General features: G+C 32.7%; 15 protein-coding genes. 1 reads left to right on the top strand and 14 read right to left on the bottom strand.

Annotated features, from left to right (window positions below; translation table 11 throughout):
- Positions 1-592: 592 nt before the first annotated feature.
- The 14 genes from NSU19_RS03335 to NSU19_RS03270 all read right to left on the bottom strand — a co-directional run bounded on the left by NSU19_RS03335 (position 593) and on the right by NSU19_RS03270 (position 13,842).
- Positions 593-1,279, bottom strand: a complete 687-nt coding sequence (locus tag NSU19_RS03335) for an acylneuraminate cytidylyltransferase family protein (protein WP_339198766.1) — start codon at positions 1,277-1,279, stop codon at positions 593-595.
- Positions 1,276-2,325 carry a nucleotidyltransferase family protein gene (locus NSU19_RS03330; RefSeq protein WP_339198763.1) on the bottom strand — a complete coding sequence of 350 codons (1,050 nt, stop codon included), beginning with the start codon at positions 2,323-2,325 and terminating at the stop codon, positions 1,276-1,278. Before NSU19_RS03330 ends, NSU19_RS03335 begins: the two co-directional genes overlap by 4 nt.
- Positions 2,322-2,954, bottom strand: coding sequence for an acetyltransferase (locus tag NSU19_RS03325; protein ID WP_339198761.1), 633 nt, complete (start codon positions 2,952-2,954; stop codon positions 2,322-2,324). Before NSU19_RS03325 ends, NSU19_RS03330 begins: the two co-directional genes overlap by 4 nt.
- Complete coding sequence (neuB, locus tag NSU19_RS03320; protein WP_339198759.1) at positions 2,954-4,024, bottom strand: N-acetylneuraminate synthase; 1,071 nt, start codon at positions 4,022-4,024, stop codon at positions 2,954-2,956. The genes NSU19_RS03325 and neuB overlap by 1 nt, the downstream gene beginning before the upstream one ends.
- 2 nt (positions 4,025-4,026) lie before the next feature.
- Entirely contained in the window at positions 4,027-4,689 is a 663-nt protein-coding gene (locus tag NSU19_RS03315) for a PIG-L family deacetylase (protein ID WP_339198757.1), read from the bottom strand.
- On the bottom strand, positions 4,689-5,849 hold the full coding sequence (gene neuC, locus NSU19_RS03310) for a UDP-N-acetylglucosamine 2-epimerase (protein WP_339198754.1): 1,161 nt from the start codon (positions 5,847-5,849) through the stop codon (positions 4,689-4,691). The genes NSU19_RS03315 and neuC overlap by 1 nt, the downstream gene beginning before the upstream one ends.
- Positions 5,850-6,497, bottom strand: a complete 648-nt coding sequence (locus NSU19_RS03305) for an HAD hydrolase-like protein (protein WP_339198751.1) — start codon at positions 6,495-6,497, stop codon at positions 5,850-5,852.
- Positions 6,475-7,371 carry an ATP-grasp domain-containing protein gene (locus NSU19_RS03300; RefSeq protein WP_339198749.1) on the bottom strand — a complete coding sequence of 299 codons (897 nt, stop codon included), beginning with the start codon at positions 7,369-7,371 and terminating at the stop codon, positions 6,475-6,477. The genes NSU19_RS03305 and NSU19_RS03300 overlap by 23 nt, the downstream gene beginning before the upstream one ends.
- Before the next feature lie 20 nt (positions 7,372-7,391).
- Positions 7,392-8,432, bottom strand: a complete 1,041-nt coding sequence (locus NSU19_RS03295) for an ATP-grasp domain-containing protein (protein ID WP_339198747.1) — start codon at positions 8,430-8,432, stop codon at positions 7,392-7,394.
- A gap of 107 nt (positions 8,433-8,539) precedes the next feature.
- Positions 8,540-9,214 carry a class I SAM-dependent methyltransferase gene (locus NSU19_RS03290; RefSeq protein WP_339198745.1) on the bottom strand — a complete coding sequence of 225 codons (675 nt, stop codon included), beginning with the start codon at positions 9,212-9,214 and terminating at the stop codon, positions 8,540-8,542.
- 34 nt (positions 9,215-9,248) lie between these two features.
- On the bottom strand, positions 9,249-10,409 hold the full coding sequence (locus NSU19_RS03285; RefSeq protein WP_339198743.1) for a LegC family aminotransferase: 1,161 nt from the start codon (positions 10,407-10,409) through the stop codon (positions 9,249-9,251).
- The gene (locus NSU19_RS03280) at positions 10,406-11,416 is read right to left on the bottom strand and encodes an NAD-dependent 4,6-dehydratase LegB (RefSeq protein ID WP_339198741.1); all 1,011 of its coding nucleotides are present in this window, start codon (positions 11,414-11,416) and stop codon (positions 10,406-10,408) included. Before NSU19_RS03280 ends, NSU19_RS03285 begins: the two co-directional genes overlap by 4 nt.
- Positions 11,400-13,274, bottom strand: coding sequence for a 6-hydroxymethylpterin diphosphokinase MptE-like protein (locus tag NSU19_RS03275; RefSeq protein ID WP_339198739.1), 1,875 nt, complete (start codon positions 13,272-13,274; stop codon positions 11,400-11,402). The genes NSU19_RS03280 and NSU19_RS03275 overlap by 17 nt, the downstream gene beginning before the upstream one ends.
- Positions 13,264-13,842 carry a hypothetical protein gene (locus NSU19_RS03270; protein WP_339198737.1) on the bottom strand — a complete coding sequence of 193 codons (579 nt, stop codon included), beginning with the start codon at positions 13,840-13,842 and terminating at the stop codon, positions 13,264-13,266. The genes NSU19_RS03275 and NSU19_RS03270 overlap by 11 nt, the downstream gene beginning before the upstream one ends.
- 249 nt (positions 13,843-14,091) lie before the next feature.
- Here NSU19_RS03270 and NSU19_RS03265 point away from each other — a divergent pair, with 249 nt between their 5' ends.
- Complete coding sequence (locus NSU19_RS03265) at positions 14,092-15,009, top strand: endonuclease (protein ID WP_327847943.1); 918 nt, start codon at positions 14,092-14,094, stop codon at positions 15,007-15,009.
- The last annotated feature ends 80 nt before the right edge of the window (positions 15,010-15,089 follow it).

Here is a 15,089-nt window from a genome sequence, read left to right as displayed (position 1 = left end):
TTTTGAAACGGGAAATCGGTATTTAAAAAAATTTTTTAGTGAATTGATGACAAAAAGCTCAGCATATGCCGAGCTTTTTGTCTGTCAACAGTTCTTAAAAAAAGTTTGCAACTCATTACCAGCAACTAATCCGCAGCTTTTTTTAGATGAGCATTTTGTACATTTTTCAACCCAAGAGCCATAAGGTTTTCTAAAGCATAAAAAAGGACTTCACCCCTTATTTGTAGAATTTTGAAGTGACCAAACCACAAAAATCCACAAGGAGGAAGTCACTTTGTATATTCTACAAGAAAGTCTATTTTCCTTTGAAGAATTGCAAATTTATTAAGGCAGAGTGGTATCTAGATATTTCATATGATTTACTTCTTCTATCTTTAAATGATGTGAAATAACTCGATACGGGCTTAATCAAAAGGATAGACATTGGGGGCAATGAGATTGAAATACTGCGAGATTGAATGGAATAGCTTGTATATTGCGATGTAAAATCCGAGTGATCCTCTTTGTCAAACTTTAGAGAAAACCCTTGCCAGTGAGCGAGGGTTTTCAAGAAAATAATACATTCATTATATTAATAGGATTATTATTTACTTTAACGTTTTTCTAATAAATACTCGCAATACAAAAAATCATCCATATCATCTATATCTATAGAACGGTTGCTAGGCATTATATATGGGATAGTTTCTGGTGTTAAAAAGGAATGTGTTTTTATCAATGTCTCTGTTCTTCCCACATATACTGCTCCATTAAGAACATAAGTTTTTTTAGTTTTTTGTCTTTGATAAGGAATTTCTCTATTACTATTTAAAGGTTCTAATATTCCTCGATTATTTATACGAAACATCCAATCTGGTATAATTTTACTTTCAGCAACAGACACACAAAAATTACTTTTATTTTTTTCGCATAAATAAATAGCTTGATCAATATCTTCTGCTATTCTTAATGGCGATGTTGGCTGCAAGACGACAACATATTCATAATCTGAAAAATATTCTAATGCATGCAGCACCGGAGCGATCCCAGGTGTTTCATCTTTAGCCAATTCTGAAGGCCTTAAAAACGGAACTTCGGCTTCCCATTCTTTTGCAACATTCATAATTTCTTCATCGTCAGTGGAAACAATCATTTTATCTAAAAAGCGAGACTTTTTTGCTTCACCTATTGTCCACGCAATTAACGGTTTTCCTTTAAGAGGTTTGATATTTTTTTTCGGAATTCCTTTTGAACCACCCCGTGCAGGGATAATAGCCAAAATTTTTTTACCATTAATCATTTAAAGACCTCCGCAAACTCCAGGTTAGCTTTTTCAAAATCCGGCATTTTTCCAATATCTAACCAATATTCTCGAACAGGAAAGACATTTACTTTCTTTTGGAGTTTTATTAGTAATTCAAACAAAGAAGGCATATCAAAATATTCATTTTTGGGTATTAAATCCAATACTTCAGGGTTCAGTATGTATATTCCCGCATTAACAAAATAGCGTTCAATCGGTTTTTCTTCAATCGAACAAAGCCTTGTTCCTTCAGTTCGCACTACTCCATAAGGTACTTGATGCTGATACTCTCTTACACACATTGTTGCGATAGAATCATTTTCTTCATGGAATTGTAGAAGCTGCTGAAAATTTACTTTTGTCAAAATATCTCCATTCATAACAATAATAGGCTTTGTCGGCTTCTCAGTAAAAAGAGAAAGCGCGCCAGCAGTACCTAGTCTTTGATCTTCATCAAGGTACTGGATGCTTACTCCCCATTCCAAACCATAACCAAAATATTCTTTAATTACTTCACGCTTATAATTGACGGAAAAGTAAAACCGATGAAATCCATGTTCAATAAAACTTTCTAATATCGTTTGCAAAATCGGCTTTGTGCCGACTATTAACATCGGCTTTGGTATGGTTTCTGTCAAAGGACGAAGGCGGGTTCCTAATCCCCCTGCCATTAAGACAACCCAATTATCAAAAGAAACTGAATCCAATAATACATCCGAGAAAATGACATCTACTACTTGATTGTTTTGATTCAAAATTGGAAGCTGACGTAGTTTTTTTTCTTGAAACAACCTTTTAATTGCCTGCTTCGATGCTCCCTTTCTCATTGTAATCGGATTTCTATTCATAACTTTTGATACTCGGTCATCAAGTGAAATACCTTTTAAAATCCCTCTTCTTATATCTCCATCTGTCACTGTACCTAAAAGTCGGAAATCATCATCCACTACTAAAGCAATTTGTGCAGCGGTTTGGTCAATATTTTTCATCGTTTCGATAATAGATGTAAAAGGAGATACTAACAATTCTTTCCAGTCTCTCATTTACTCACTTCCTTAGCAGGACTACCATAAACTTTCCTATTATCGCCAATATCTCTTAAAACCAATGAACCTGCTCCGACTAGCACATTCTTTCCAATTGAGATGTTTTGAATAATTTTTGCACCCGTTCCGATATGGGTACTTTCTCCAATTTTTATACCGCCAGATAAGACACAACCAGGAGCAATATGGCAATGTTTGTCTATAAAGCAGTCATGGTCTATACAAGTTGAGGTGTTTACAATAGTATTATCGTCAATTTTAGCAAATGGTTGAATAACGACACCTGCCATTATTTGCACGCCTTCACCTAATATAACCGTATCTGAAATAATCGCTGAAGGATGAATGATCGTAGAAAACTTATAACCTTTTGATTTAAAGATGTTGAAAATATTTGCTCGGAGCTTCGTATCAGACACAGAACCAAGAGCATTAACCAATTCAATTTCTTGCGGATGATATTTTAATATTTCTTCGTCTTTACCTAAATAAGTGACATTGTATCGATTATTTTCTTCTGTAGGTGCTGTATAACCTATTATCTCTCTTTTCTGCAGTAATAGAATGTCAACCAATACTCTCGCATGTCCACCATTTCCAATAATAATCACTGGTTTTAAGCCCATTACTTTATAACCTCATCTTCTTCATAATCTTGCCCTGCTTTTTGTCCTATATAATCCCAATAATAGTATGGTTCAATTCCAGTTCCAGGCCGCTTCACCGTTAGATTATCAAAGGTAAATAGTTCTCCTTTTTTAATTGATTTAGCCGCAACTAAACTTTTTCTAGCCACTTCTTTATTTTTCAGCTCTGTCTGTGTCGGTTTTTTTTTCTTTTCACCAAGAGCTTTTTCAATGATTCGGATCGATTGAATCATTTCTTTTAATTCATGTGGATCTAATGATGCTTTATGATCAGGGCCTGGCAATCTCTTATCTAATGTAAAATGTTTTTCAATGATTTTTGCCCCTTTGGCAACAGCGGCAATCGGAACGAAAATTCCTTCTGTATGATCCGATAATCCAATCGAAAGATGAAATTCTTTTTCCATATCATCCATTGCATTCAAATGTACATCTTCGTATGGTGTCGGATATTCAGTTGTACAATGTAAAATGCTTACTTTTTCTTGCAGTATCATTTTGGCCTCATCTGTTTGATAAAAACGTTTTACTTTATCAAATGAAACATCCGTTTTTTTCGCAAAACCGTAAGCTAAAAACGCTAGTGCATGATGAATTTCTTCCTTTGTAGCCATTCCTGTCGATAAAATCACATCGACACCATGCAATGCAATTTTATGTAAATAAGGGGCATTCGTAATTTCACCTGATGGTATTTTTATAATATTCAATTTCAATTCTTTAATTAAAAAATCTACACTTTCTAAATCGAAAGGTGTAGATAAAAACATAATACCTTTTTCATCACAATATTGTTTTAGCTGTTTAAAGTCCGCATAACTTAACTCCAGTTTTTTCAGCATTTCATATTGTGATAAGGATTTTCCAATATTCTTTTTTTGATATTCTGCCTGCTGCGCTGATTTTGTGACCAAATGTTCAGTTTTAAAAGTTTGAAACTTAATCGCATTCGCACCGGCTTTTTCTGCGGCATCAACGAGTTGAAATGCCAAGGTTAAGGAACCGTTGTGATTAACTCCCGCTTCAGCAATTATAAGTGTTTTCGACATACCTATAACCTCTCTTTTAAAAGCATAAAAGCCTCTGCTGCCTCGTAGCCAGCTGCCGCTCCTCGTAAATATGCTAACGATTTTATTGCTTTTACACTACGAGGAAATGGATGTTCACTAAGTTCTGATTCATATACTTTCATAATTTCGATTTTCTTTTCTAAATATGGTGCAATGTCTACAAAAACATTAGGACGGAAATGGTTAGAATCTGGATTGATAGTAAAATCCGATTCCGACAATGTTTCATAAACTAAAACTTTATTGACAAATGGGTAGCGAAACCATTTTGTACAAGCTACTGTAGCATCAAAAACGATTTTATGGTCGCTATGAATATCACTTCTATAAGGCAAATACACTATATTGGGTTGGAATCTGTTAAAACATTGACTAATTTCATTAATGATATTTCCTAATGGAATAAAGTCTAAAGTACCAGCATCAAAATTCAATTGAAAAACTTCATCAAAACCATACATTTCTTTTACTTGTTCAATTTCTTCATTTCTTTTCGTGCGTCTACTAAGTTCAAATTCATCGCCCATTTTCGTCACAATTAACCAACAAACTTGATCGCCTTCTTTTTTATGACGTAGTATTGTACCTCCACACCCAAGAGTTTCATCATCAGGATGTGGAGTGACTATAATAACTTTTTTCATCAATATGTAATCTCCTTTATGAGTAACTTTTTATCCAGTGGAATTGTTGCAAGAATATCAACAATTTTCTTAGCCGCATTCCCATCACCATATGGGTTGATACAATTAGCAACTTGTTTTCTATACTCTGTATCAAACAAAGCTTTTTTTATTGCATTAATAATTTCTTGTTTATCATGATTAACGAACTGAACATTGTCGGCATGAAGACGTCCCTTCTGCCTATTTCCAATATTTACGACAGGTAGTTTTAAAAACGGTGCTTCTAATATTCCCGCACTAGAATTACCAACTAAACATGATGCTTCACGCAAAATATTAATAAATTCTAGCCTAGGTATATTTTTTTGAATATGTATAAAAGGTTTATGAGTGAATTCATTAATAGCTTTAATCATTTGTTGGCCGCCTGCATCCGAATTTGGGTAGCTAATAATGGCTTTATAACCTAATTCATTAATTGCTTCCATTGTGGTCTTCATTTGATTATAAGCATATTCAATTTCAGTTGAAATTACGTGCTGAATAACTACCAATAATGGTTCATTATCATTAATTTCAAAATTCAATCTATGTGATAGTTCTTTACGCGACAATACTGGAACATCTTTAATTCTATCTAAACCAGGGTTTCCTACGTTAAAAATTCGAAAAGGTTCTTCACCTAGCTTCTTTAATCTTTCTGCACTTTCTTTATTGGTAGTAAAATGAATATGTGCAAGCTTACTGACCGCATGTCTAACTTGATCATCTACATTACCTATGACTTTATCTCCTCCAGCTACATGTGCTACCGGAATGTTCATATAACTCCCAATTAAAGCTGTAGTAATAGACTCTTCCCTATCGCCAAGTACTAATAATATATCAGGTTGAATGCGATCAATAGTTTGGACCATTCCTTGCAGCTGGATTGCAAGACCTTTTACTCTCGAAGATGCTAAATCTCCATTAATTAAACTCTCAATTCTTTCAGCAATTTTAAATCCATCCTTCTCAATCTCTCTTACCGTATAACCATATGCATCAGATAAATGAGCACCAGTCACTATTAATTCTAAATCTAAAAGGGGATGCTTATCTATTTCACGATATACTGGAGTCATTAAGTCATAATCGGAACGAATTCCAGTTACAGCAACAATTTTTCTTTTTTTCATTTAGTTCACATCCCAAAAGTAATTAAAGTTTTCAACTTTAACAAAATCAAATTGCGCATTAAGAGCAAATTGCTCATCAATATTTCTATCACCAAAATATAAAACTGGTTTAGTAATATTTCTTAAACATTTAATGTATTCTATTGCTCGAATACTAGGTTTATAAAACTCTCTCCCCAATTTTCCGGTAAACACCACATTTTCTTCCCTAAACCAGTTTTCCAGCTTCAATGAATTAAATTTTTCTTTTTGTAACTTAAAATTGCCATCTGTGATTAAAAATAATTGATGCTCTTTTGAAATTTCATTTAAAAATTTTTCTACATTTTTATTTAACCTTAAAATTGGTTTAAAATTTCTATATATATTTAAGCAGTCATTAATTAATTCTTCTGAAGCCTTTAGTCCAACTTGTTCAATAACCTCAGAAAAAATGAACGGATAACTACTTCCTTTCGCTTTCCATCTTTCTATCATCCAAGAGTATATGAATTCATAACTATCCGATAGGATATCACTTAAATATTTTGCTATACTTGCATATACTTGTCTAATGAAGATTTCTTCATCATAAAGCGTACCATCCATATCAAATCCAACCACAGAGTATTGATCGAATTGAATTTTATTCAAAGGTAAATATCTCATTATAGTACCTCATCATTTTTAACCCATACTTTACTGGAACTGGTTTTATTTCTTTACCATAAACAAAATGATCAACTATTAGTTTAATCCAGTTTTCCGTTGCCGCAAATCCTAAAGCCATTCCACCTGCTATTCGAGGATTTACCTCAATAAACTTAATTTCCCCATCTGTAGTTTCAATGCACTGAATATTAATAGGACCTATAAATTTAGTTGCTGAACAAATTGTTTTCACATAATTAATAATTTTTTCATGTTTCACTACAATCCCCGCTGTAGACTTCCCATCTTTAACGTTTAACCGTTTTCTTGGAACTATATAAACCGGATTCGAGTTTTTGTCACAAAAAACATCGACTGTATATTCAGTACCATTTATATACTCCTGCGAAATATTACCATCCATATTTATTTTTTTTGAGGTTTTATAGATACCTACACTTCCCCTTCCAAAACGAGGTTTTATTAAAGAAAACTCTTGTTTTAAACTTGTTCTTGGAGTAGGGATATTATTTTCTCTGAAGAATTTATATGTTAACCATTTATCTTGGAATACCCTAATAACATCTGAATCAGATAAAATTACATGAACATTATGCCTTCTAAAATACTCTTTACGTTCACTCCATGCTAATAAAGTCTCATCTAATGAAGGGATAACTATATTAATGTTATTTTCTTTAATAAGTTTAAAAGTTTTTTCCCAAAGATGCCTATCATTCTTGTTAGGCATTACAAGATATTCATCCGCAAGATATTTAGAAAAACATTCAGTAGTAATATCTGACGCTACAGATATATAACCTAATTCTTTTATCGCCTTAATTAAATATGCGGAAACAAGGCTTCCAGAAGCTTCTGTTAAAATCTTCATGTTCAAAACTCCTAAAAAATTTAGTTACTAAAAAAAAGTTCATGAATAGACTTTATATCTAAATTTTGTTCATTATGTAACACCGCGCAAATATTATCTAAATTACTTTTTGGAAAACCAATTATATCTCCATCATTTTTGGTTTGTATTATTCCAAAATCTTTAATATATTTACTTAATTTTTTTTCAATTAAGGAATAATCTATAGTGAAAGGGTTACTAGAAATGTTATAAATATAATCGAAGTATGAATATTTGCCTTCATGATTAACGTTATCTTCTTGTACTGGTAACCCCAATATAAAGTTTATATAATTTCCTACATAATCGTAATTATAAAAGTATTTGGATATATAGGTTTCAAAATAATCTCCTGGAATACCAAAATCTAATTCAATAATTTCATTTCTTTGTTTATCTTTAATTAAATCAATTTTCATGATAGCATTTTTAATATTAAATATTGTAAGGAATTTTTTTAAAAACAATTCAATTTCTTTATACTCTTCTATATTTACTCTTGAGAATCTCGAAGTAAAAAATGTTGCCGGAAGATTTTCTTTGTTCATTAATTTATAAAATTTAATTTTGGAATCTTGAATAATCAATGAAATCCTATATTCTTTTCCACTAATATATTCTTGAAGCATATAGCTCTCATTATATTTATCACCTTCTATTTTATTGTTATATACTTTAATATCACTACTGGATCCACCTACTAATGGTTTTACAATGTATAATCTATCTTTTTCAACTTGGAAATCACATTTGTCCTTGATAACTATTTCATTGAGAGTACTTAAATGATTAGCTCTTAACATTTTCCTTAAATAAACTTTATTATTCAGATTAACTAACTCCTCTGGAAGTTTTCCCGGTAAATCGAAATAATTTGCAATTTTCTGTTGAGTAACTAGGGCATTTCCATATGAAAAACATCCGACACCAAGATATGATAATCCCAAGTCTTTTAACCATTCTATTGCATCACTGTAATTCCAAGTACTAATGTTCTTAAAAAAATCACAATATTTTTTCCCAATAGAGTCTTCGTTCAAATCAAAACCTACTACATTGAATCCTCTATTCTTTATTTCTTTAATTAGAGGGAGTTGGTTTTTTCCTGTACCTACTGAAATGATATGACCGATCTTCCTCGCCCCCTTTATTTCGTTGCAGCAACAAGCCAATGTGAAGATTTAGTACCTAACTTTCCAATTGGTTCTACGCTTCTATGACCAATTGACACATTTTTATAGTTATGAAGTAATTCTTTAACTTCATCTTCATTCCAAAAAGACATGGCTGTTTGTTTTGGGCTATTTGTTTCTACATCGAAATAGTTTACCAAGTAACGATTCTCACCAATTTTCTTACCACTACGTGCTCTTGTATCTTCAATTGAACGTAATGTACAAAGAAGCAATCCGTCATTTTTCAACATCTTATATATTTTATCTAAAAGTGTATTACGATCTTCTTCTTCAAGGTAATGAAGTACACCCCAAACTATAACAATATCATAACTGCTCTCAACAATTTCAAGGTCTTGAACCAACACGTTTTTAAAAGTTATATTTTGTAAATTCAACGATTTTGCTTTTGCATTTGCATATTTTATCGCAGCTTCCGAGCTATCTATACCTAATGCTTCTATGCCAAATTGATTCATTAAAAAAGTATGTCGACCTGCACCACACCCTATATCAATTCCTTTTCCACCTCTTAACTTTTCCTGGTTTCTTGTTAAAAAGCTCACAACTGTTTCATCAGGATAAGTTAATAAACTTCTTGATTGAGCATAAATATTATTCCATGTTTCAACATTAATATTTGACATGTTAAAAACAACCCCTTTTCTACTTTTTATTTTTTTATACACCAAGGTAATTACTACTAGGAACATTCACAATTTGATACTGTAATTGTTCTGTTACCGATAAATCAGCTTTTGGACAGTTTTGAAAAGGATTCAAAAGATGTAACGGTTTCCATACAGGTCTTGACATCACGTTATGGTTATTTAACGCTTCCAGAACTTGATTTATATCATACATTTTTTCATCAAAAATTAATGTTTGCAGCCAGTAATTACTTTTGGCAAACTCAGGCTCTTTGAATAGTTGAATTCCATCACAATCTTCTATCAGTTGCTCATATTTGTTAACAAGTTGACGCTTCTTTTCAATAAAATCTTCTAACTGTTCAAGTTGTGCACATCCTAATGCTGCATTTATATTTGGCATACGATAATTATAGCCTATTTCATCATGTTCATATTTCCAGCGATGAGGGAGTTTGGCAGTAGTAGTAAGATGCTTCGCATAATCTGCCAGTTTCTCATCATTCGTCAAAATTGCTCCTCCACCACCGGTTGTAATAATTTTGTTGCCATTAAAACTCATGGCAGAAGCTTTTCCGAAATTCCCCGTATGAATGCCTTTATAATAGGAACCTAACGATTCCGCGGCATCTTCAACCATGATTATATTCCATTGTTCACATATATCTAACAATGGATCTAAATCAACAGGATGGCCAAATGTATGCATTGGAACAATCGCTCGAATAATCTTACCAGTTTGTTTATTTACACAAACATTATTTTTTACTATCGCTATATCTTTCAAATAATCTTCAAGCTTGAATGGGTCAATACCTAATGTTGTTTTCGAAACATCCACAAAATGTGGAATAGCCCCACAATAAACAACTGCATTCCCAGTTGCCACAAAGGTTAACGAAGGAATTAACACTTCATCATTTGGCTGAATCCCAACAATCTTTAAAGCAATATGAAGGGCGGCGGTTCCGTTCACAACAGCAACCGCTCTTTTTACACCAGTAAACTCCGCTAATAATCGTTCAAATTCGTCTACATATTTCCCTACAGAAGATACCCAGCCTGTCTCAATACAATCAGCTACATACTTTTTTTCATTTCCTATGAACATTGGTTCATGCAGCGGTATAAAATCTTTCTCTGGACACATGTTTTTAATTTTTTTAGCTAATTCTAATAAAACATCGCTCATATGTTATACACATCTGCCTTATATTGGGATAGGTTTCTTTCATCTGTAAACCATTCAATTGTTTCTTTTAAGCCTCTTTTAAATCCTTCTTTTCCACCATATTTAGGCTCCCAGCCCAGTAAAGCTTTGGCCTTCGAATTGTCCGCCCACAATCTTTCTACTTCACTTTTTTCCGGGCGAATCCGAACATCAGCTGTTTCAATTTCAATATCGACGCCCATGATTTCAGCAATAAGCTTTGCGGTTTCACCAATCGATATTTCGAAGTTGCTGCCGATATTAATAACTTCACCAATCGATTCATCATGCTTCATAACAGAAATAAAACCATTTACTGTATCTTTTACATAATTAAAATCACGTGTCGGATGAAGAGAACCAAGCTTGATTTTTCGCTTACCAGATGCAAGTTGTGTAATAATCGTCGGGATAACCGCTCTTGCCGATTGTCTTGGACCATATGTATTAAAAGGACGAACAATCGCAACAGGCGTTTCAAACGAACGGTAAAAAGCGATTGCCATTTGGTCTGCCCCAATTTTAGAAGCAGAATACGGAGACTGGCCTTGAAGCGGATGATTTTCATCAATTGGCACATATTGTGCCGTCCCATACACTTCACTTGTGGATGTATGAACAACTTTTTGAATATTTAATTCACGTGCTGCTTGTAGGACGTTTAATGTCCCCTTAATATTCGTATCGACATATGTATCAGGTGAATGATAAGAATAAGGAATTGCGATTAAAGATGCTAAATGTAAGACGACATCGCATCCTTTCATCGCCTCTTTTACACCATGCGGATCACGTATATCTCCCGCAAACACTTCAAACTCGTTTTTTAATGGCGAATGATCTAACCATCCCCATGAATTAAAAGAGTTGTAATAAACAAAAGCTTTTACATTATAGCCTTGCCGAACCAATTCTTCCGTTAAATGAGAACCGATAAAACCATCAGCACCAGTAACTAAAATCTTTTCCACTTTACCCCTCCTCTCCATTTCCTTTTATCCCCAATATTTGTTCATATATTTTAGAAATATCCACCGCCACCAACCGATACGATACAACCCACTCAGCGATTAGGCGTCTATATTCCTTCACAATCACGTTTGATTTGTGAATGAGATCAGAGCTGTCTCGGACAGCGGTTATTTCCTTTGATGCCAATTCATATTCAAATTGTGTCATTGGCCGAAGAAATGCTTTGTAAAATAATGTTTTTAACACTTCATTTGTTTTTTCATCCACTTCTTTAAATAAACGGTGCAGCTTATTCAATTTTCTTGCATTGACCATTTCTTCTATTTTATTTATGAAGCTATTAATTTCTTTTATTTTTCCTTCTATTTGTTCCGCATCCGCAATCAACTGCTGCCATTGTTCTTTTATATATTTGAGATTGTAATTAGGTTTTTGATCTGACAGCCAATGATTCATTACAATATTTTGGGGCAGTTCTTGGATAATGGATGTTAATTCTTTATAAATCGTATGCTTGATTTTTGCTCCATTTTTAGTCGTATTATAAACTGTCTTATCTTTCATCCCCGATAAAATAAGTTCCATACTTGTTTTCATCCGGACAAATCCGTCATTTGTGAGAACTTTGCCTCCGTCAACTGATTCGATTTCAAATGCATTCTCTATTTCTTTTTCGTTTAATTCATTTTTCACAAAATCATACTCAATTCCTGATGCATAACGTTTATTTTGCTGATAGGAAAAATTTTGCCCCACTAAAATAATAGGATTAAAATTTAAATGATTTAGCAATTGTAAAGTAATAATTGCGATGGATGGAGAGTCAACTGCAATATCGATATGATCATATTCGTTATGTTTGATGATATGTGCTGAAATATAATCTTGACTTGTAATAAAATGCACCATTTTCCCCGGGTAATTTTCCAATGTTTCAAATCCAACACTGGAACCGAAAACGATCGGAATATCTGTGATTCCTTTTTCTTTTATTTTTTGGAAAACGAACTGATTCTTTTCAGTAGGGTCGTATGTAAATGCTGCATCCGGATATATATCATGTTCAATTAATGCATTGATCGCAGAGCCGACAGAGAAAATATAAGCAGAACGATCTTTTTTAATTTTTTTTAGGTTGTTAATTTCTTCATTTAAAGACGGTCCTGCAGAAACTAAAATAGCAGGTTTGTTTTCAAACAAAGATGTATCAAAATCGGTTAATATGTTTGGCGTTTTTAATAAATACGGGAAATTTTTTAAACTATTATACGTCCAGCGTTTTTGGAAGCTGATCGTCGTGATAAAACGATTTTTTTTCTCTTTTAAATATTGTTGAAATGCAGTGAAATATCGATTGACTTCTTCTTTAAAAATTCTTTCATAGCTAGGTAACACAATGATTTGCGGGGGGGTGTTTACATCGTTGACATCTTGTAATATCGCTGGTAAAATGTGTTCTTCTTTTTCAATTAAATGTAAATGTTTGATATTTGAATAGACTTTTTTCTTTTTTAAATTTATGACATTAAGTGATTTATTTAATATGGAAGGGTTAAATTCAATAATAGAAAACCAAGAAGGCGAAAACGCTTCTGCTATAGCTTCAATATGATATCCAAGCCCAAAACCGATAAAAATGATCGGCTCCCTCTCTTCTAATTTTGTTTTTATTTTTTCAACGAAAACAGCTGTTTCTTTTTCAGGATTATAAGCACTGTGAATAAATTGCTTTTGGTTGTTTGTTTTGATTTGCAGCGTTTTTTGTCCGTTTTTCGCCTCAATTAATTTTACATTCTCTGATTCGTTTAATTCATCTAACCGTTCTAAAACATTTTTCGCTTTTTCCCGCAAAATGATTCGATTATCAATTAGCATTTGAATCGTCCTCTGCTTTTAATATCTCTTTCATTTGTGCAAATAACGGTAAAAGTTCAAATTGAATAAAATCCGCTATAAGGGTAAAATCTAGATTTTCCATTGCTTGAAGGAGCTGCTCAGATACGGATCTTATTCCGGCGACAATGTTTTCATGTTTTTCGCCCAATTTGGATTGGGAAAAAATTTGGTACAAATAATTAAGTCCTTCGGAAAGATGGACAAATTGCTGCCATATGTCCCCCGTGTTTTCTCCTGCGTACAATTTTTCCGACAGCTGTATTAAAACCTGTTCTGCCCTTTCAATATATTGATAGCCTTCATGTTTCAATTCTAACATCCATTCACGTTCAGTGATTCCAACTATTTCAACAGGAACCTCCTGATTGCCGTATTCATTTATTAAATCTTGTATATCAGAATAAAATGGCGTACCGTTAACAAGAAAATGGCTAAAAACAAGCCCGTTTTCATTTAATCTTGCATTTACGTGTTTCATAAACTTTTCGAGCTCATCAAGATTATCTCCGTTAATTTTTAACACTTTATCTTGAAAAATAATATTCATCGCGCTACTCCTCAACTGATGGTTTCTTATATATTATATCGACAAAATCCAACAAAATATAAATATAGAATACAATACGTAATAAGAATAAACCATGTAATCCCTAAATTTTTTATTAAGCTTAAAAGCAGAATTTAACTCAGTTATTTATGCATATATTTCTCAAAATCTTAGCAGTAAACTTTGGCAACTATTATCAATTTATGTTACAATATATACGAACATATGTTTTGTTTAAGGTGATTAAAAGTGAGCTCACAAAATAACTTTTTATCTCGTTTATGCGGAAAATTATTAGGTGATGGTTGTCTTACAAAACAAGAGGGACGAAAGCCTAGGTTTCAATTTGTCCATAATATCCATGATAAACAATGGGCTTGGCATTGCTTTCAATCTCTAAAAGAATATATTCCGTTAAATGAACCAAAGTATAAATTTGTAAAAGATAAAAGAATCAAAAGGGGCTTCACTGAATGTTACATTGTTCAATCAAAAACTGCAGAAAAAATTACGGAACTTGAAAAAATATGGTATAAAAATCGGATCAAACGGATTCCTTTTCCATTTTTGCATATGTATTTAAATGAGGAAGCGCTCGCATGGTGGTATCAAGATGACGGCTATTTAAAAACAGAAAATCATATTCCTAGAAAGATAGTTCTCTCAACAGATAATTTTAGAAATGAAGAAAACAAGCAGTTGATCAAGTTGCTGGAGTACAAATTTTCACTCGTTTTCTCTCTTGATAAGCAAAATCGTCTCGTATTGTATGATCAAGCACAAATTATTTATTTTCAACAGCTAATAAATCCTTATCTCCACCAATCAATGAACAGAAAAATTCTCCAAATACCTATTATTTATAAACATAATGGTGCAAAAAGAACGACTATTTATTTAACCGAAAACATTGATCTGAAAAGGCCTACAGATGAAATTAACAAACAATTAAATTTGCTACCTCAATTATATAAAATAATTGAAACAAGGGAGGGTTATTTATCCTTTTACCGCCAGCATGTTCATATATTTTTGGAAAATGCTCCACAAAAACCATATCAAATAAGGATTGAATCAAGACATTGGAAATATTTGCAGTTGGTCAAATCCAAAACTGGATGGAATATAAGTACAATAATTTTTCTATGCTTTTCTATCTCAAACTAAAAAAATCTAGTTAAAAATTCGCTTTTAAATTGTGATTCATCACCACTTTTTGTGATTTTGGCAAAAAAGAAGAAAACACT

The sequence above is a fragment of the Aeribacillus sp. FSL k6-2211 genome, from assembly GCF_037966125.1.
Taxonomy (GTDB): Bacteria; Bacillota; Bacilli; order Bacillales; family Aeribacillaceae; genus Aeribacillus; species Aeribacillus composti.
The sequence above is the reverse complement of the archived record's forward strand: the minus strand, read 5'-3'. Positions and strand labels throughout refer to the sequence as shown.